Source organism: Flavobacterium sp. ACN2, from assembly GCF_002303885.1.
In the GTDB taxonomy this organism is placed as follows: Bacteria; Bacteroidota; Bacteroidia; order Flavobacteriales; family Flavobacteriaceae; genus Flavobacterium.
In genome coordinates this window covers 21596-41624 of sequence record NZ_MRCM01000004.1, presented here as the reverse complement: position 1 = coordinate 41624, position 20029 = coordinate 21596, and the positions used below count along the sequence as shown (strand labels likewise).

15 protein-coding genes are annotated in these 20029 nt (G+C 33.5%); 12 read left to right on the top strand and 3 right to left on the bottom strand.

What is annotated here, in order from left to right; genetic code table 11:
* Window positions 1-106: 106 nt before the first annotated feature.
* Both BSF41_RS05655 and gpmI read left to right on the top strand, forming a co-directional pair.
* Complete coding sequence (locus BSF41_RS05655) at window positions 107-2536, top strand: DUF5916 domain-containing protein (RefSeq protein ID WP_095928553.1); 2430 nt, start codon at window positions 107-109, stop codon at window positions 2534-2536.
* 141 nt (window positions 2537-2677) lie between these two features.
* Window positions 2678-4195, top strand: coding sequence for a 2,3-bisphosphoglycerate-independent phosphoglycerate mutase (gene gpmI, locus BSF41_RS05650; RefSeq protein WP_095928552.1), 1518 nt, complete (start codon window positions 2678-2680; stop codon window positions 4193-4195).
* 228 nt (window positions 4196-4423) lie between these two features.
* Here the strand turns inward: gpmI and BSF41_RS05645 are convergent, their stop codons facing one another.
* The gene (locus BSF41_RS05645) at window positions 4424-5677 is read right to left on the bottom strand and encodes a DUF445 domain-containing protein (protein ID WP_095928551.1); all 1254 of its coding nucleotides are present in this window, start codon (window positions 5675-5677) and stop codon (window positions 4424-4426) included.
* Between the two features lie 236 nt (window positions 5678-5913).
* Between BSF41_RS05645 and map the strand changes: the two genes are divergently transcribed.
* The 8 genes from map to BSF41_RS05605 all read left to right on the top strand — a co-directional run bounded on the left by map (window position 5914) and on the right by BSF41_RS05605 (window position 15627).
* Window positions 5914-6732 (top strand): type I methionyl aminopeptidase, encoded by an 819-nt coding sequence (map, locus tag BSF41_RS05640; RefSeq protein ID WP_095928550.1) that lies wholly within the window; start codon window positions 5914-5916, stop codon window positions 6730-6732.
* Window positions 6733-6799: 67 nt separating this feature from the next.
* On the top strand, window positions 6800-7174 hold the full coding sequence (locus tag BSF41_RS05635) for a GxxExxY protein (RefSeq protein WP_095928549.1): 375 nt from the start codon (window positions 6800-6802) through the stop codon (window positions 7172-7174).
* Between the two features lie 80 nt (window positions 7175-7254).
* Complete coding sequence (locus tag BSF41_RS05630) at window positions 7255-8028, top strand: class I SAM-dependent methyltransferase (RefSeq protein WP_008467221.1); 774 nt, start codon at window positions 7255-7257, stop codon at window positions 8026-8028.
* Window positions 8029-8139: 111 nt separating this feature from the next.
* Window positions 8140-11043, top strand: coding sequence for a DEAD/DEAH box helicase (locus BSF41_RS05625; protein WP_095928548.1), 2904 nt, complete (start codon window positions 8140-8142; stop codon window positions 11041-11043).
* Window positions 11044-11117: 74 nt separating this feature from the next.
* The gene (locus BSF41_RS05620; RefSeq protein ID WP_095928547.1) at window positions 11118-12371 is read left to right on the top strand and encodes a DUF5103 domain-containing protein; all 1254 of its coding nucleotides are present in this window, start codon (window positions 11118-11120) and stop codon (window positions 12369-12371) included.
* Window positions 12372-12450: 79 nt separating this feature from the next.
* Window positions 12451-12837, top strand: coding sequence for a Co2+/Mg2+ efflux protein ApaG (apaG, locus tag BSF41_RS05615; protein WP_008467225.1), 387 nt, complete (start codon window positions 12451-12453; stop codon window positions 12835-12837).
* Window positions 12838-12990: 153 nt separating this feature from the next.
* On the top strand, window positions 12991-14616 hold the full coding sequence (pruA, locus tag BSF41_RS05610) for an L-glutamate gamma-semialdehyde dehydrogenase (RefSeq protein WP_095928546.1): 1626 nt from the start codon (window positions 12991-12993) through the stop codon (window positions 14614-14616).
* A gap of 279 nt (window positions 14617-14895) precedes the next feature.
* Window positions 14896-15627 (top strand): hypothetical protein, encoded by a 732-nt coding sequence (locus tag BSF41_RS05605; RefSeq protein WP_095928804.1) that lies wholly within the window; start codon window positions 14896-14898, stop codon window positions 15625-15627.
* 56 nt (window positions 15628-15683) lie between these two features.
* On the opposite strand, the gene rsmG is transcribed toward BSF41_RS05605, so the two are convergent.
* Window positions 15684-16313 carry a 16S rRNA (guanine(527)-N(7))-methyltransferase RsmG gene (rsmG, locus tag BSF41_RS05600; protein ID WP_095928545.1) on the bottom strand — a complete coding sequence of 210 codons (630 nt, stop codon included), beginning with the start codon at window positions 16311-16313 and terminating at the stop codon, window positions 15684-15686.
* Between the two features lie 107 nt (window positions 16314-16420).
* Here rsmG and BSF41_RS05595 point away from each other — a divergent pair, with 107 nt between their 5' ends.
* A complete protein-coding gene (locus tag BSF41_RS05595) occupies window positions 16421-17518 on the top strand; it encodes an acyl-CoA desaturase (RefSeq protein ID WP_095928544.1) in 1098 nt (365 codons plus the stop codon).
* A 73-nt stretch (window positions 17519-17591) separates the two neighbouring features.
* Window positions 17592-18782 (top strand): pyridoxal phosphate-dependent aminotransferase, encoded by a 1191-nt coding sequence (locus BSF41_RS05590; RefSeq protein WP_095928543.1) that lies wholly within the window; start codon window positions 17592-17594, stop codon window positions 18780-18782.
* Window positions 18783-18898: 116 nt separating this feature from the next.
* Here the strand turns inward: BSF41_RS05590 and BSF41_RS05585 are convergent, their stop codons facing one another.
* A complete protein-coding gene (locus tag BSF41_RS05585) occupies window positions 18899-19957 on the bottom strand; it encodes a serine hydrolase (protein ID WP_095928803.1) in 1059 nt (352 codons plus the stop codon).
* Window positions 19958-20029 lie beyond the last annotated feature (72 nt).

The window sequence follows — 20029 nt, the reverse complement described above, 5'->3', positions numbered from 1 at the left end:
AACAAAAATGGAAATCTTGAAACAAAAACTGTAACAAGTAGAACAAAATAGAGTCTATTGCTACAATAAAAAATACATTTGCATTTTATTTCGCATCAAAAAACCAATGAAAAAAATTCTATTCTTCTGTTTTCTAATATGCTCTGTATGGAGTTATGGCCAGAAAAAATCAATTCAGGCACAAGTAACTTCGCACACTATTTCTATTGATGGAAAACTAGATGAACCTGCTTGGGAAAATGTACCAGTTGCTACAGACTTTATCATGCTGGAGCCAGACAATGGAAAAGCTATTCCGCATGAAAAACGTACAGAAGTAAAAGTCCTATATAATAATGACGCCATTTATATTGCCGCAATGATGTACGATGATGAGCCTTCTAAAATTTTAAAGGAAATCTCTCAGCGTGATAATTTTGGAACGGCAGATCTATTTGGTGTTTTTATAAACGGCTTCAATGACGGACAACAGGACTTTATGTTTTACGTTTCTGCGGCCGATGTTCAAGGCGATTGTATCATGACCGATGCAAATGGTGAAGATTATTCTTGGGATGCGGTTTGGATCAGTAAAGCCGCTATGGCAGAAAATGGATGGGTGGTTGAGATGAAAATTCCGTACTCGGCGTTGCGTTTTTCAGGAGAAAACAAACAAATCTGGGGAATTAACTTCTTTAGAGAAATTAAACGTGACCGTTATAAATATACTTGGAATTTTGTCGACAGAAAGATTGGCACTTTTACACAACAGGCTGGAACATTGGAAGGAATTGAAAACATCAAACCTCCTACTCGATTGTTCTTTATGCCTTATGCATCGTATTATTTAAATGCTGCTGATGGACAAAAAACATACGGAACAATTAAAGGCGGAATGGATATCAAATATGGTATAACAGATGCTTTTACAGTTGATGCTATTTTAATTCCAGATTTTGGACAGACAAAATATGACGATCAGATCTTAAATCTTGGCCCTTTTGAACAACAGTTTAACGAAAATAGAGCATTCTTTACAGAAGGAACAGATTTGTTTAGTAAAGGGAATATTTTCTATTCCAGAAGAATTGGTGGCACTCCATCGATTGATCCTACATTAAATGAAAATGAAGAAATTACCGAATTGCCCGCCGCAGTAAATTTAGTTAACGCTTTAAAATTATCAGGAAGAACAAAAAACGGACTCGGAATTGGGGTTTTAAATGCTGTTACAGAAAAAACTTTTGCCACCATAAAAAATACCGAAAATGGCGAAACAAGACAAGTAATTGTAGAGCCGCTTACCAATTATAATGTATTGGTTTTGGATCAGCGTTTTAGAAAAAACTCATCGGTTACTTTTATCAATACCAATGTAACTCGAAATGGTCATACCAGAGATGCAAATGTTACTGGTCTGGCTTGGGATTTAAATACAAAAGCCAATACTTATAGCTTATTTGGAAACGTAAAATACAGCCACATTAATGATCTTCAAGATAAAAATGGCTTTTATTCTACGGTAAGTTTAGCCGAAACCAGTGGAAATTACAGATACAGCATTGGTTCTGATTTTGTTACTAAAGATTATGATCCGAATGATTTGGGTATTAATTTCTATACCAATTATTACAACTTTTACGGAAATGCCAATTATAGAATTCTAAATCCAACTAAACGTTTTAATACATTTAGAATCAATTATAATATGTATACCGAATTTAACAAAGAATCTGGAAAACTGCAGGACAATAGTGTTAATGCGAACTTAAATCTAACTACCGTAAAAAATAATTACTACGGAACTGGAATCACTTTTTATCCTATAGAAATTAATGATTATTACGAACCGCGTGCCGACAATAGATATGTAACAATTCCTCGAAAAATAGAAACTTGGGGAAGCATTTCAACCAATTACAACCATAAATTTGCGATTGATCTAAACGGAACACTGAATGTGTTTGATGAGTCTGAACGCATTACATACGGCTTTGATATTGGCCCGAGATATCGTTTCAGTGATAAACTTTTACTGACTTATTTCTTTAGTTATTTAAGAAAAAACAACAATAAAGGCTACATCGATCAGATTGATGCCGACGATAATGATGCCACTCCAAATGATATCATTTTTGCCAACCGAAACGTCATTACGTATTCTAATACTTTAGGAGGAAAATATGCCATAAACAGCGCCATGACTATAAATCTGGCCGTTCGTCAATATTGGTCTTATGCAGACAATAAAGATATTCTGACTTTAGAATCAAACGGAAATCTTAGTCCGTATCCACAATATACAGACAACAAAAATTCAAGTTTCTATTCTTGGAATGCCGATTTATCTTATTCTTGGTGGTTTGCGCCTGGAAGCCAGCTTTCGGCCCTGTATCGAAATAATGCCGCTAATTTTGAACGAGTTATTGATAAAGATTACAGACACAATGTGGCAGGATTATTAAATAATGATGCCCTAAAACATATCTTTTCTATAAGTGTCAAATACTTTATTGACTACAATGCCGTCAAAAATAAAGTCAGAAAAAGAGCTTAGCGTGAATTAATTTTAAAAAATAAAGGCTTCTTTAATTAAATCAATATTTTTTTTTATAGTTCATTTTATTAAATATAAATGTAACATTGCTCAGGTTTCAAACTTTAGAAATGCCTTATATTTGTAGAAAACAAAAATGTAATGAACAAGAAAGTTATCCTTATGATTTTAGATGGTTGGGGAAAATCTCCTGACCCTAAAGTATCTGCAATAGACAATGCAAATGTTCCTTTTATAAACAGTCTATACAAAAATTACCCAAGCGCTCAACTTAGAACTGACGGATTAAATGTTGGTCTTCCAGAAGGACAAATGGGAAATAGCGAAGTTGGACACATGAATCTTGGTGCTGGAAGAATTGTATACCAAGATTTAGCCAAAATAAATTTAGCTGTAGAACACAAAACTTTAGCAAAAGAGCAAGTTTTAATTGATGCTTTTACTTACGCTAAAGACAACAATAAAAAAGTACACTTTTTAGGATTAGTTTCAGATGGTGGTGTTCACTCACATACTTCACACCTTCGCGGATTAATCGATGCTTCTCAAGAATACGGTTTAGATCAGGTTTACATTCACGCTTTTACAGACGGACGTGACGTTGACCCTAAATCGGGAGGAAAATATATTCACGATTTAGAAGAATATATTAAAGATACTCCAGTAAAAATTGCTTCTATTATTGGGCGTTATTATGCAATGGACCGCGACAAACGTTGGGAACGTGTAAAATTAGCTTACGATTTAGTGGTAAATGGCGTTGGAACTCCATCAAGAAATGCTGTTGCAAGTGTTTTGGACAGCTACGCAAAAGACGTAACAGATGAGTTTATCGAGCCAGTTGTTATTGTTGACGAAAACGCAAAACCTCTTGCTACAATTGTTGAAGGCGATGTTGTGATCTTCTTTAACTTCAGAACAGATAGAGGACGTGAACTTACTGAAGCACTTTCTCAGCAAGATTTCCACGAACAAAACATGCATAAACTAAACCTATATTATGTAACATTGACCAACTACGACGAAACGTACCAAAACGTAAAAGTAGTTTACAATAAAGATAATATTACTGAAACACTTGGTGAGGTTTTAGAAAAAGCAGGCAAAAAACAAATAAGAATTGCGGAGACTGAGAAATATCCTCACGTAACATTCTTCTTTTCTGGAGGCAGAGAAATTCCTTTTGAAGGTGAATCAAGAATCTTAAGAAACTCTCCAAAAGTAGCAACTTACGATTTGAAACCAGAAATGAGCGCCTATGAATTGGCTGATGCTCTAGTTCCTGAATTGAACAAAGGCGAAGTTGATTTCGTTTGTTTAAACTTCGCAAATGGCGATATGGTTGGGCACACAGGAATTATGGAAGCTGCAATTAAAGCTTGTGAAGCTGTTGACGCTTGCGCGAAAAAAGTTATCGATGCTGCTCTTGCAAATGATTACACAACAATCGTAATTGCCGATCACGGAAACTGCGAAACCATGATTAATCCTGATGGTTCTCCAAATACGGCTCATACAACAAACCCAGTGCCGATTATTTTAGTTGACAAACAACTGAAAAACATCCAAGATGGTGTGTTAGGTGATATCGCTCCAACAATTTTAGAATTAATGGGCGTGCAGCAGCCAAATGCTATGACTTGTCATTCGCTTTTGTAGAAAATTTAAAACCATAAAAGTGATATAAGTTCATTTAAACGGAACTTAAAAAAATCTCGCAAAGACGCTAAGTCGCAAAGAATATTAAACTTTGCGTCTCTGCGTCTTTGCGAGAACTATTTTATACATACTCTTATTGTCATCCTGAGCGAAGTCGAAGGCTTATGAAACGTAAAAGGGCTTCGACTTCGCTCAGCCTGACAATCGTATACTTGGAAATATTTTTTATCAAACAATAAAATAATGATAAATCTGCTCCACTCCATAAATAATAAGCCCAATAACACCTCCAACCAAAGTTCCATTGATTCTAATGTATTGAAGATCTTTTCCGATTTCCAATTCTAATTTTTCGGAAACTTCTTTTCCGTCCCAACTTTTTACGGTTGACGAAATCAAATCTCCAATTACTTTTTTGTTATTTAAAAGAACCGATAATAAATCATTTTTTATAAAACTGTTGATTTTATCAATCATAACAGGATCTTCCTTAATTCCGTTTCCGAAAGTTTGAACTAAATTTGAAATGCTATTTTTTATGGAAGAATCATCGCCTTTGTTCAAATCGTTTGTAATGGACAATTTAATTTCATCCCAAATTCCGTTGATGTAATCTTGAACTTCTTTTTTTCCAACGAAACCTAAAATCATATCATTGATTTTAATTCTCATTTCCTCGGAGTTTTTTACTTTCTCCAAAAAATTAAAAATATATTCGTCAATTTTTAAACGAACTGCACTTTCAGGCTTTTTAGCTTCATTTAAAAAATCCTGCAAACCATTAAAAACACCTTCTGTGATGCTTTTATCTGCCAATCCGAAACTTAAAAGCGGAGTCGAAGCTTTTACTTTTTGCCTGATTAAATCTTTATTATTGGTCAATTCGGCACTCATAACTCCGAGAAGGTTCGTTAGCATTTGATTTTTTAATTCTCCTTTTTGCAAAGGTTCCAAAGCAACAGCAACCCAATTTCCGAAATTAATTCCTTCTATTTTTTCTTTAAATTGAACCTGAATAAATCTTTTGACATCTTCGTCTTTAATAGTTCGTAAAATTCCAGGAATAATATTTACGGCAACAACATTTGCTATTTTATTAGCATTTTCTTCGTTTGAAATCCAATCTGAGGCTTTAACAGCAAAATTAAATTCGTCCAATTTAATCTCCATTTTTTCGCGATTCAGAAATTCTTCAGAAACAAAATTCCCAAGGTTTTCTCCTATTTCATTTTTCTTGGTCGGAATAATCGCTGTGTGCCAAATCGGGATTCCCATGGGATGACGAAAAAGTGCCACAACAGCAAACCAATCGGCAATTCCGCCAACCATTGCCGCCTCACTAAAAGCCTGAAGTATTGGAATTTTAAAATAAATGGCAATTATAAAAAGAAGCACCGCAAAACCCAAAAGCGACAAAGCTGTTGCTTTCATTTTCTTTAATGCTTTTACTTTAGCTATATCTTGATCAGTTGAAATTTCCATAATTATAAACATTTGCACTACTAATTTATGGCTTTTTTCTGAAAGCCTCACGAGTTATTAGCCACGAATTCACGAATTACATCAAAACTTCACCTTTAAATTCTTTATTAATGAAGTTTGTGAAATTCGATTTTTAAGATTTTTATTTGAGATAATTTGTGAATTCGCGGCGAAAAAAAATTACATAAAAAATGAGATAAAAATTGTACTTTTGCGAACTGAAAAATGGAAAAAATATGATTATCCAAAAAACTAGAGAGGAAATCGAATTGATGCGCGAAAGTGCTTTAATCGTATCAAAAACATTAGGAATGATTGCTTCTGAAATTAAAGAAGGAGTAACTACATTATATCTTGACAAATTAGCCGAAGAATTTATTCGCGATCATGGCGCAGTTCCAAGTTTCCTTGGATTGTATGATTTCCCGAATTCGCTTTGCATGAGTCCAAACGCTCAAGTTGTTCACGGTATTCCTAATAATACACCTCTTAAAAATGGTGACGTTATTTCGGTTGACTGTGGCGCATTCAAAAATGGTTTCCACGGAGACCACGCTTACAGTTTCGAAATTGGAGAAGTTGCACCGGAAGTTAAAAAACTTTTGCGCGTAACTAAAGAATCTCTTTACGTTGGAATTAGAGAATTTAAAGCCGGAAATCGTGTAGAAGATGTTGGAAATGCGATTCAAAAATATACTGAAGCTCACGGTTACGGAGTAGTTCGTGAATTGGTTGGACATGGTGTTGGGCAAAAAATGCACGAAGAACCAGAAATGCCAAATTACGGAAAACGCGGACGCGGAAAGCTTTTTGTAGAAGGAATGGTTGTAGCAATCGAACCTATGATCAACATGGGAACTAGAAACATCAAACAACTTAAAGATGGCTGGACAATCTTGACTGCAGACGGAAAACCTAGTGCACATTTTGAGCACGATGTAGCTTTAATTGATGGAAAACCTGAGTTACTGTCAACTTTCAAATACATCTACAAAGCCCTTGGAATTGAGAGCAACGAAGAAGATGAATTTAGACAAGTTCCTTTGGTATTATAACACAAATTTCACAAATTAACACGAAATAATATTTTGTCGAGATTTCACTGAAATGAAAGAATGAAGAATGAGTGAATTATATCTAAAAGAGGAATCCTATAAAATTATTGGGATTTGTATGGAAGTCCATAAAATTCTAGGAAAAGGACATAATGAAAAGGTTTATGGTGATGCTTTAGAATATGAATTTAAACGAAATGAAATTCCTTATAATCGAGAATTAAGATATAATATCGCTTATAAAGACATTATATTGCCGAGTTACTATTTTGCAGATTTTGTGATTTTCGATGAAATTATTTTAGAACTTAAAGCAATTACATCATTAACAACAAGCGAGATAAAACAAACATTAAATTATTTGGCTGCATCAAAAAACAAACTTGGTTTATTAGTCAATTTTGGAGAAGACAGCCTTAAATACAAAAGAATAATATTATAACCCAAATCAAAGTTCGTGAAATTTCACCACAACGATAATTAGTGTCAATTTGTGAAATTCGTGTTCAAATTTATTTAACTGTGAAAAAACTTTTCAAATTAGTTTTAAATACAATCCCGCGTCCTTTATTAATTCGTTTGAGTTATGTGGCGCGTCCAATTTTAGCTTTCTCTTTAAAAGGAGATAAATTTACAGATCCGATTGACGGAAAAAGCTTTAAATCGTTTTTGCCTTACGGATACGGAAAACAGCGTAATAATGTGCTTTCGCCAAGTACGCTTTCTTTAGAAAGACACCGTTTACTTTGGCTGTATTTAAACGATCAGACTGATTTTTTTACAGCACCAAAAAAAGTATTGCATTTTGCTCCGGAACAAGCTTTTTACAAAAGATTTCGCAAGCAGAAAAACTTAGATTACACGACAACTGACTTACTTTCGCCATTGGCCGATGTAAAAGCAGATATCTGTAATTTGCCTTTTAAGGATAACGAATATGACGTTATTTTATGCAATCACGTTTTAGAGCACATTCCAGACGACACAAAAGCAATGCAGGAACTATACCGTGTTTTAAAACCTGGCGGAATGGCAATTTTACAGATTCCTCAGGATTTATCTCGCGAAGTTACATTTGCTGATGATTCGATTACAGACCAGAAAGAACGCGCAAAAATCTTCGGACAATACGATCACGTACGTGTTTACGGACGCGATTATTTCGATAAATTAAGAAGCATTGGATTTATTGTTATCGAAGAAGATTATACCAATAAAATTGCACCAGAATTGGTTGAGAAATACTGTTTAGCCAAAGGCGAAATTATTCCGCTTTGCTTTAAACAGGAAAACTAATTTTTCACCATATAAGTTCATTTAATAAAGAGTTTTCAAAATATTTAGATTTGAAAACTCTTTATTTTTTTGCCCAAATCTCATATACAAGCCTAACCAAATCCCTAAATCTTGGAACCTACAAAATCATTTCAGTTCTGTTTTGACATCAGTTTGGAAAAAAATCTGAATGTCTATATACCAACCGCGTACATTGTTGAGAATACTAGCGAAATCAAATACTTAGATAAAAAAGCAAGTCCAGATGTGCTTGAAAGTTTCGGAATCATTTTTGACAATTTAGATTCCAATTCAAAAAGAATATTAACCGCTTGCGACTCTCTTAAACCTGAATTTATTTTTAAAAAATTCGGCGCAAAAATCAAATCGGCTAAAACAATTGCTGATTTACAGAAAGATTCGAAAATTGAATTTGCCATTCGCCAGCATTTAAAATTCAATTTAAGTTCGTTTTACGATTTAATTGTAAAAGAACAATTTCCTTTATCTTTAAACCTTGGCCCAGAAAAAGATTTTTATCGTTCTCGAATCAGCATTGAGCCTCTTGATTTTGAACCTCAGATTCAATTTGACAAACATGCCGAAGGAATCACTTATACGCTATCTTTAAAAGAAAATGAAACTATTTTTCCTCCAATGGACAGCAAAGTTGATATTCTTTTAGACGAACCAGGCTGGCTGATTATCAATAAAAAATTAGGACAGTTAAAAGAGCTTAATTCAAAAAAATTAATGCCTTTTTTAAAGAAAAAATCTATTGAAATTCCATCCAAATTAGTTGATGATTATTTCAAGAGTTTTATTCCGCAAATTGCAAAGAAAATAGATATTGAAGCAACTGGTTTTGAGATCGAGCTTCGTGATAAAATCATTTCGTGCACAATCCAGCCTATTCATGATTTCTTCAAAAACTGTTATTATCTCAATCTTTATTTTGATTATAACGGCTATTCATTTGACGGAAGTAAAGCTAAAAAATCACATTCTTTTGTAGATTTCAGCGTTGCCAATGAACCTAAAATAATTCAGTTTAAAAGAAATCCTGACGAAAATTTATATATCGATAAATTAAGTGAAATTGGTTTAACCAAAATCAAAAACGAATTATTTGGATTAAATTCAGAAACTGAAAATACAGATCCATACACCAACATTCAACTAATTATCAATCATAAAGAAGAACTGAAACGTTTAGGTTTTACCATTGAAAATCTAAAGCTGGAAAGCAAAGAAATCATTACAGAAAACCATACCATTTCTGCTTCAAAAGAAACAACTGGTGATTGGTTTGACATTAGAATAATAATTACCGTTGGAAATTATAAAATCAATTTCAGCGAAATTATTCCGAATATAAAAAACAAAGAAAGACTTTTTGCATTGCCTGACGGAAACTACTTTTTGATTCCGCTAGAATGGTTTAGCAAATACGGTTCTTTGGCAAAATTAGCTAAAACAGAAAATGGTGTTCTTTTATTACGAAAAAGCAATTTTACGGCTTTGGATGGAATCTCAGAAATTGATAATGATTTAGATCAAATTCATCAAGCTGAATTTACAGCTTCAGACTTAATAAAAGCAACTTTAAGACCGTATCAAATTGATGGCGTAAAATGGCTTTTAGGACATTTTAATTCCAATATGGGCGCTTGTTTGGCCGATGATATGGGACTTGGAAAAACCTTGCAAACCTTATCTGTTTTGGTTTCTGTACAGGAACAATTAGGTTTTACAACCAAAACGACCAATTTTGATTTGTTTGCCAACGAAACCACTATCGAAAGAGAACCGCTGAAAGCGTTAATCGTCCTACCTTCTTCGCTGGTTTTTAACTGGTTTAATGAAGCTGGAAAGTTTACGCCTCACTTTTCGAAAATGCAATATGTGGGGAATGATCGAAAATCTTTAGCAAGTAGAATCAATTCAACCGATTTGATTTTTACAAGTTACAGCATCATTCACCGAGATATTTCTATTTTAGAAAAATACGATTTCCGTTATTTGATTTTGGACGAAAGCCAGTACATCAAAAACAAAAATTCTAAAATTTTTAAAGCCATAAATAAAATCAGTACGGGGCATAAAATTGCTTTGAGCGGAACGCCGATCGAAAATTCGCTTGACGATTTATGGTCACAAATGCAATTTATCAATCCGGAGATTTTAGGAAGCTACGCTTTCTTTATGGAGAATTTTAAAAATCCGATTGAGAAAAAACAGAATGAAGAAGTTTTAGCAGAATTAAAAAACTTGATTCAGCCTTATATTTTGCGACGAACTAAAGAACAGGTTTTAAAAGATTTACCAGAATTAACAGAACAGATCTATTACTGTGATATGGATCCTGAACAGGAAAAATTATACGAAAAAGAAAAATCTAAAGCTCGTAATTTCCTTCTTAAAACCGACGGATCTCCAGACAAAATTAGCATTATCAATACTTTGATGAAATTACGCCAGTTGAGTAATCACCCAAAAATGGTCGATGCAGATTCTGAAATTGATTCTGGGAAATATATTGCGGTTACCAATTATTTGGAAAGTTTAGTAAAAGGAAAACAGAAAGCGATTATTTTCAGTTCGTTTGTTACCAATTTAAGTTTTTATACCGATTGGTGTAAAGAAAACAAAATTGATTTTTGCGAAATTACAGGTGAAACGCCTGCCGATAAAAGAGAACAGCAAGTAAAATTATTTCAGGAAAAAGAAAACCCGTTGTTATTCTTTATTTCGCTAAAAGCTGGTGGAGTAGGCTTGAATATCACCAAAGCTTCTTATGTATTATTCTTGGATCCTTGGTGGAATCCTTTCGCAGAAAAACAAGGCGTTGGACGTGCGCATAGAATTGGACAAATGAATAAGGTAAATGTGATTCGTTTTATTTCTAAAAACACCGTTGAGGAAAAAATCATCAAACTCCAAGAAAATAAAAAACTATTGTCTGATTCCCTTTTAGAAGAAAGCTATATTAATGATGAGATTGAAGGCAACTTAGAATATATTTTGGGTTCATAATCGTTAAATCCAATAGAATGGCATCTTTTTCGTTATATAAAATTGTTATATTTACAATCTTACAATGTTTTAAGATGCCAAAATTTTTATATACAAGCTTTATTTTTCTTTTTATTTTCACTTTAGCGAAAGCTCAAGAAAAAGAAATCGACCCACCGTATAATATTAAAACGGTTTCGTTTATCCAGAATGGCAGCAATGTCCCTCCTATTTTCGAATTAGGCTCTGCATTTACCTTTCAATTTGATGATTTATTTGGTAACGAAGCCAATTATTACTTTGAAGTTATTCATTGCGATTACAATTGGGTTCCAACAAATATTCCGAAAACAGACTATGTTCTTGGCATGGATAATCAGAGAATTACCGATTTTTCGAATTCGTTTAATACACTACAGGTTTATACACATTACAGACTTTCTTTTCCGAATCAGTTTACACAGCTTCTGAAACTTTCGGGTAATTATATGCTTCGAGTTCTGAATGAAGACAAAGAAGTTATTTTCTCTAGAAAATTCATTTTGTATGAAAACCATTGCACAGTGGGAGTTCAAGTAAAAAGAAGCCGTAACCTTAGTAATATTGATTACAAACAGAATCTTGATTTTGCCATTTTATCTAACGATATTGTTTTTCAAACTCCACTACAAAATGTAAAAGTGCTTTTACTTCAAAATGGCAACTTTCATACCGAGATAAAAAACATTGTTCCTCAATATACAATTGGCAATCAGCTGGTTTATAAATATGACAAAGAAACCCAGTTTTGGGGCGGAAATGAGTTTTTATATTTTGAAAACAAAGACATTCGAGCAGCCAATAATAATGTTGCAAAAATAGGTTCGAACAATGATATTTACAATGCGTTTTTGTACACCAATGCCGCAAGAGGAAATCAAATTTATACGAATTATGAAGATGTAAACGGAAATTTTGTAGTTAAGAATATCAATGGTTCTAACAACGACATTGAAGCCGATTATGCTTGGGTTTATTTCACTCTTTCTGCTCCCGCTTTTAGAATGAACAAAGACATTTATATTACTGGAATGTTCAACAATTACAGCCTTTCACCAGAATATAAAATGGACTATAATACTGATAAAGGAGTTTTTGAAAAAGCTATTATGATCAAACAAGGTTTTACTAATTTTCAGTATACCGTTGCAGATAAAAAAGGGGTTATTGACTTTGAAAATGCTATTGACGGAAACTTTTATCAGACTGAAAACGAGTACACCGTGCTGGTTTATTACAAAGAGGCAACAGACCGTTATCAGCGTGTAATTGGAAAGGGAAATGCAAACTCTATCAATATAGTCAATTAAAACAATGTTAAGGTTTTAGTTTAAACGATTTTTTTTCGTAGCTTTGCCTCTATAACACTCACATATATACGGCGTTAGTATGGTTTCTCAAATTACACGAGGCATAAAAATATCTGTTTTGACTAGTTTTGAAGGTACATACTTCAAAAACTACAAGATTCATTTTGCTTTTAGCTACGTAGTTACCATCGAAAATCACAGTAAAGATTCTGTACAATTAACTTCTCGTCATTGGGAAATTTTTGACTCTTTAAATGATTTAGAAGTTGTAGATGGTGAAGGTGTAATTGGTAAAAAACCAGTTCTAAAACCTGGCGAAAACCACACTTACAGCTCTGGGTGTTTATTATCGTCTCCTTATGGCGCAATGAAAGGTCATTTCAATATGATCAATTTTACTACCACAAAAACATTCAAAGTAATTGTTCCTACTTTTAGAATGTGCGCTCCTTTTGCATTAAATTAAGATATAGTCTACATCTATAGCTTTTATCGTTATCTTAATCATAAAATTGTCAATTTATTAATTTATCCTTTGTACTTTTGTGCAGCGTTAGATTATTCGTAACAAAACAAATCGTCTAACTTTAAATTGTCTAATTCACAAATTTTAAATAACATGCTTAAAGGATTTTTTCATGTACCAAAAGCGGTAAACGAGCCTGTAAAGAGCTACGCACCAAACTCACCAGAAAAAGCTGCTGTTCAGGCTGCTTATACCACAATGTGGAATTCTCAAATTGACGTTCCTTTATATATTGGAAACGAAGAAATTAGAACTGGAAATACAAGAAACATTACAGCTCCACACAACCACAAACACGTTGTTGGGAAATACCATTTAGCTGAAAAACAACATATTGAAAAAGCAATTGCTAATGCACTTGAAGCAAGAAAAGCATGGGCTAACATGGCATGGGAACAACGTGCTGCTATTTTCTTAAAAGCTGCAGAACTTATCGCTGGACCATACAGAGCTCGTATTAACGCTGCTACAATGATTGGTCAATCTAAAAATATTCACCAAGCAGAAATTGATGCATCTTGTGAATTAATCGACTTTTTACGTTATAATGTTGAGTTTATGACTCAAATCTACAACGATCAGCCAAAATCAGATTCTACTGTTTGGAATCGTGTAGAATACAGACCATTAGAAGGTTTTGTTTACGCTATTACTCCTTTTAACTTTACTGCTATTGCTGCAAATCTTCCTGCAAGTGCTGCCATGATGGGTAACGTTGTGGTTTGGAAACCAAGTGATAGCCAAGTATTCTCTGCAAAAGTTATCATCGATGTTTTCAAAGAAGCTGGAGTTCCGGACGGAGTTATCAACGTAGTTTTCGGAGATGCTTTAATGATTACCGATACAATTTTAGCAAGTCGTGATTTTGCTGGAGTACACTTTACTGGTTCAACTCACGTATTTAAAGATATTTGGGCTAAAATTGGAGCAAACATCAATAACTATAAGACATATCCAAGAATTGTTGGTGAAACCGGAGGTAAAGATTTTATCATTGCTCACCCAAGTGCAAACGTAAAACAAGTAGCTACAGGAATTACTCGTGGAGCTTTCGAATTCCAAGGACAAAAATGTTCTGCAGCATCTAGAGCTTATGTTCCGCAAAGTTTATGGCCAGCCGTAAAAGAGCAATTAATTACTGATGTAAAATCTATGAAAATGGGTTCTCCAGAGGATTTTGGAAACTTCATTACAGCAGTTATTCACGAAGGTTCTTTTGACAAATTAGCTAGCTACATTGACCAAGCAAAAAAAGATGCTGACGCTGAAATTATCGTTGGAGGAAATTACGATAAATCTGTAGGATACTTTATTGAGCCAACAGTTATTGTAACTACAAACCCTAAATATACTACAATGGAAACTGAGTTGTTTGGACCAGTTATCACGATTTATGTTTACGAAGATGATAAATGGGAAGAAACTCTTGAATTAGTAGATACTACTTCTGAGTATGCTTTAACAGGAGCTGTTTTCAGCCAAGATCGTTATGCAATTGAAGTAGCAACTACTAAATTACAAAACTCAGCTGGTAACTTCTATATTAATGACAAACCAACTGGAGCTGTTGTAGGTATGCAGCCATTTGGTGGAGCAAGAGCTTCTGGAACTAACGATAAAGCAGGTTCTGCATTGAACTTATTGCGTTGGGCTTCTCCAAGAACTATCAAAGAAACTTTTGTAACTCCAGAAGATTACAGATATCCATTCTTAGGTTAATCTGATTTTAGAGTTTAGATTATAAAAAAGCGGGAATTTCATTTGAAATTTCCGCTTTTGCTTTTGCAATTAGAATTATATAAAAAACGCACCTCCTTCTGCACATTATATTTTTGTAATACTTTTCTTATTTATTTAAAAATCAGCACTTTAAAAAACTTATTTGCCTTATTTTAATACTTTAAAAACTTTTTGTTCCAGTCAAAAAAAAATCATCCTTATAAATTTGCTTCAATCTTAAACGGTCTTAAAAGATTTAATACAATAAACAATATAAGAATGAGAAATCTAAACAATGTTCCTAAGATTATTATGGAATCAAAAAGTATTGGACATCCAATAGATTACAAATGGACAAAAAGAAAAATAAACGAACTTTTAGATCCATCAGAAGAAAATATTAACCTTGAAGACACTCTAATGCAAATTAATCACAAGGGATCAATTGGTTTAACTGCTGCATTGCTAGAATGGATTTATTGGCGTTTTACAGGGTACACTCAAGCAACAACCGATACACAGAAACGTATTGAAGCACTTTGGTGTTCCATTAATAACCGCGAACAAACAAACCCCTTATTATTTGATACAGATTTTGAAATATCTGCTTCAGGTCCAGTAAATGGCGCATTATGGATTGCCTTAATGAATGTTAGAATGATTGATGTGAGATACAGAAAAGGTTCTTACTTTTTACAAAGCGAACTTATTGGCCTGGTTCTTCTTGCACGTCATATTACTCCTAAAAAGAAAAAATTTGACAAGTGGTTTAGTCAGTCCATTATAAATTTAATTCACTCTCATCCTAATCCATACAAAAACGATGAATTAGACCAAAGCGATGAAGCTGTTTACGATTCTTCAAACGAACCTATAATTTCTAGAGAGTTTTTCTTTGATTCAGAATTCCAATACACCATTGAAGCTTCTGAAAACTCAATTCATAATTTCATTGATAATTTAAATATAAAAGCAAATCCTTTCTTAGATTTTTCTAAAAAAGCATCTTAGTTAGGCCTATTAATTCAAAAACCGGAAAGAAATTCTTTCCGGTTTTTTATATCAAATTAAGGCTTAAATTTTAAAGGAAGATGAACCACTTTTTTTGTTTCAAAAAATTCATCCTCGAATATTTCGGCTAAGTCATACAAAGTCGCGTTCGGAAAATCTTTTAATTCTTCGGCTAAATCTCCACCCTTTAAATATAAAATTCCATTTTTTAATTTGTGCTTGTGTTGCTTTTTGATTTTATCTTTTATCCAAGAAACAAAATCTGGCATATTGGTTACCGCACGGCTAACAATAAAATCGAAATCACCTTTTACCAATTCGGCACGCTTTTGTTCCGCTTTCACGTTCTTTAATTCTAACGCATCTACAACTCCTTGCACTACTTTTATTTTTTTTGCAATCACATCAATCAAATAAAAACGAGTTTCAGGAAAAAGAATCGCTAATGGAATACCCGGAAAACCACCTCCCGTTCCCACATCTAGAACTGTCGCTCCAGGCTCAAATTTCATAATCTTAGCAATTCCTAACGAATGCAAAATATGTTTTGTGTATAACGAATCAATGTCTTTGCGCGAAATAACATTGATTTTTTCATTCCAATCGTGATATAATAAGTCTAATTTTTGAAACTGTTCGATTTGAAGATCGGTCAAATTGGGAAAATATTTCAATATCTCATCCATTGCTGTAAATTTTTAACAAAAGTACTACTTTACGATTGAAATATTTAACTCAATTTTGCAAATTGAGAATTTATAATAATTACCTTTGAAACCTATTTAAAACAATTATGAATAACACGGCTCCAACTTTTGCAAGGCAAGACAATTTGAAGTTCTTCAGAACGCTTAACTCGCGGGTAAACAATTACTTCAAAGAAAATAATATCAAAAAAACCGGAAACTGGAAATTACACTTAAAAGCCGTTATTCTATTTGCAGTTTTTTTAACTCCATACTTTTTAATTCTTACACTTGACATGCCGTTTTGGGTAATGCTACTTTTATCTATCGTAATTGGTATTGGAATGGCTGGTGTTGGAATGAACGTTATGCACGATGGTAATCACGGTTCTTATTCGACTAAAAGCTGGATTAATAAATTTATGGGAGGAACAATTTATGTTCTTGCCGGAAATGTTTACAACTGGCAGGTGCAGCACAATGTATTGCATCATACTTACACCAATATTCCTGGTCACGACGAAGATCTGGATGCAGGAAGAATTATCCGTTTTACAGAACATGCAGAATGGCATAGTTTTCACCGTTTCCAGCATTATTACTCTGTTTTCTTATATGGTTTACTAACTTTTAATTGGGCCATCACTACCGATTTTAAACAGATGAGAAATTATCTTAAAAGAAAATTATCGTACGGTGAACCAAAAAGCCCAAAAATTCTTTGGACAACTCTTATTATTACTAAAGTTATTTATATCTCTATTTGGATTGTTTTACCAATGGTAATTGGAATTACGTGGTGGAAAGTACTTCTTGGATTTTTCGTAATGCATTATACTGCGGGATTAATTTTAAGTATTGTATTTCAGTTAGCACACGTTGTAGATCATACTACAAATCCTTCTCCAAATGAATTGGGAGAAATGGACAACACATGGGCTGTTCACCAATTATACACCACTACTAATTTTGCACCAAAAAATGCAATCGTAAACTGGTATACAGGCGGATTAAATCATCAAATCGAACATCATATTTTCCCAAATATCAGTCACATTCACTATGGTAAAATTGCAAAAATCGTGAAGGAAACTGCAAAAGAATGTAATTTACCCTATTACGAATACAAAACAATGGGAAGCGCTATTGTAGCCCACTTCAAACATTTACGTGACTTAGGAATGAAACCTGAATTATCTGTTTAAACTAAAAAAAATCTATTAATAATTAACCTTCCTTAATAGGCGCAGCAAATTAAGGACATTCAAAATTTTTATAATGAATCATATTCTTTCGGACAGAATCAACAATCTTGCAACTTCGCAGACATTAGCAATGGCCGCTTTGGCAAGAGAATTAAAAGCACAAGGAAAAGACATTATCAGCTTAAGTTTAGGTGAGCCAGATTTCAATACGCCAGACTTTATTAAAGAAGCAGTAATAAAAGCAGTAAACGAAAATTATAGCACTTATTCTCCAGTAGAAGGTTACCTTGAATTGAGAGAGGCAATTTGCAGAAAATTCAAAAGAGACAACAATTTAGATTATAAACCATCACAAATCGTAGTTTCTACAGGAGCAAAACAATCTTTATACAACATTGCACAAGTAATGTTAAACGATGGAGACGAAGTTATTTTACCAGCTCCATACTGGGTTTCTTATTTCGAAATCGTAAAACTTTCTGGAGGAGTTCCTGTTGAAGTTCCAACATCAGTAGACACTGATTTCAAAATTACGCCAGAGCAATTAGAAGCTGCAATCACACCAAAAACAAAAATGATGTGGTTTTCTTCTCCATGTAATCCTTCTGGATCTGTTTACAGCAGAGAAGAATTAACAGCATTGGCAAAAGTTTTAGAAAAACACCCAAATATTTACGTAGTTGCAGATGAAATCTATGAGCATATCAATTTCTCAGGAACTTTCTGCAGTATCGGTTCAATTCCGGGAATGTTCGAAAAAACAATTACTGTAAACGGAGTTGCAAAAGCATTTGCCATGACAGGATACAGAATTGGTTATATCGGAGCTCCTGAATTTATCGCAAAAGCTTGTACAAAAATTCAAGGACAAGTAACTTCTGGTGCAAATTCTGTAGCGCAAAGAGCTACTATTACAGCTGTAGATGCTGACCCAAGCGTATTAAACGAAATGGTTCAAGCTTTCCACGGACGTAGAGATTTAGTAGTTGGATTATTAAAAGAAATTCCAGGAGTAAAAATCAACGTTCCAGAAGGAGCATTTTATGTATTCCCAGACGTTTCTTCTTTCTTCGGAAAAACATTAAAAGGAACTGAAATCAAAGATGCAAACGACGTTTCGATGTATCTTTTAGCTGAGGCAAACGTAGCAACAGTAACGGGAGACGCTTTCGGAAATCCAAACTGTATTCGTTTCTCTTATGCAACAAGCAACGACATTTTAAAAGAAGCATTACGCAGAATCAAAGAAGCTTTGACTGCATAACCATATTCTAAGTTTTATTAAAAACGGCTTAAGGTTCAAAAGTTTCATCACTTTTATACTTTAAGCTGTTTTTTTTATGTGCTTATTCGACAAAGATTGTTCAAAATCAACTTTCTCTAATCAATCAAAAGAGTGGCAATATCTTTTGTAATAGCTGTTGGAGAATTACATTCGCAATTACTCAAACCTACTACATAAATTTGTTGAGTTGGCTCATAAACTCCCATAGATTTAAAACCAAAAATACTTCCTCCGTGCTCGCGGATTGTTTTGTTTTTCACCTTTTCTAAATGCCAGCCATATCCATAATCTATATGTGTTCCGTTATTTAATTTATAATTCGTAAAAGCTTTTTCCGTGTAAACAGGACTTAATACTATATTAGCGTTTATCGCATTTTGCCATTTCAGCAAATCATCTACGGTTGACATGATCGAACCCGAAGCATACGGAATAGAAAAACTAATATAATTTGTATTTACATATCCATTCCTGTCACGATAACCAGAAACCCTGTTTTTTATAATCTTATCATGGCTTGCATAATAACTGTTTTGCATTCCGATTTTCTTAAAAATATTTTGGCTTATAAATTCCTCATAAGTCTGACCAGACACCATTTCAATAATATAACCTAAAAGCACATATCCTGAATTGCAGTATTTATATTGCTCGCCAGGTTTAAAATCTATCGGTTCATTTTTAAAAAAATCTACTAATTCTTTAGGTGTCAAATCTCGTCTGGCAATATCTTTAATCGATTTCATACTCGTAAAATCCTTAATTCCCGAAGTATGAGTCAGCAAATGATGCAATGTGATCCTATTTCCATTTGTTGGGTAATCCGGAATAAACTTCGTAATTTCATCATCAAGCTTCAGTTTTCCCTGTTCAGCAAGCATCAAAATAGAAACAGCCGTAAATTGTTTGGTCATCGAACCAATTTCAAAAACAAATTCAGGTTTCATTTTAACATTCATTTCCAAATCAGCCATTCCAAAAGCTTTTCTATAAATCACTTTTCCATTTTTAACTGCAAGAAAAACAGCTCCAGGATTTTCGGGTTTAAATTTTGAAGTTATTAAGCTATCTATTTTAGTTTCCAGATTTTGAGCCGATAAGCCTGAAAAAGCCATTATAAATAAAACTATAAACGATTTTAAGATTGTTTTCATTTTGCAATTATTTGAGTTTGATTGATAAAGCTTTGACGTCATCAATCAACAAATGGTTACAAAAATTAAATT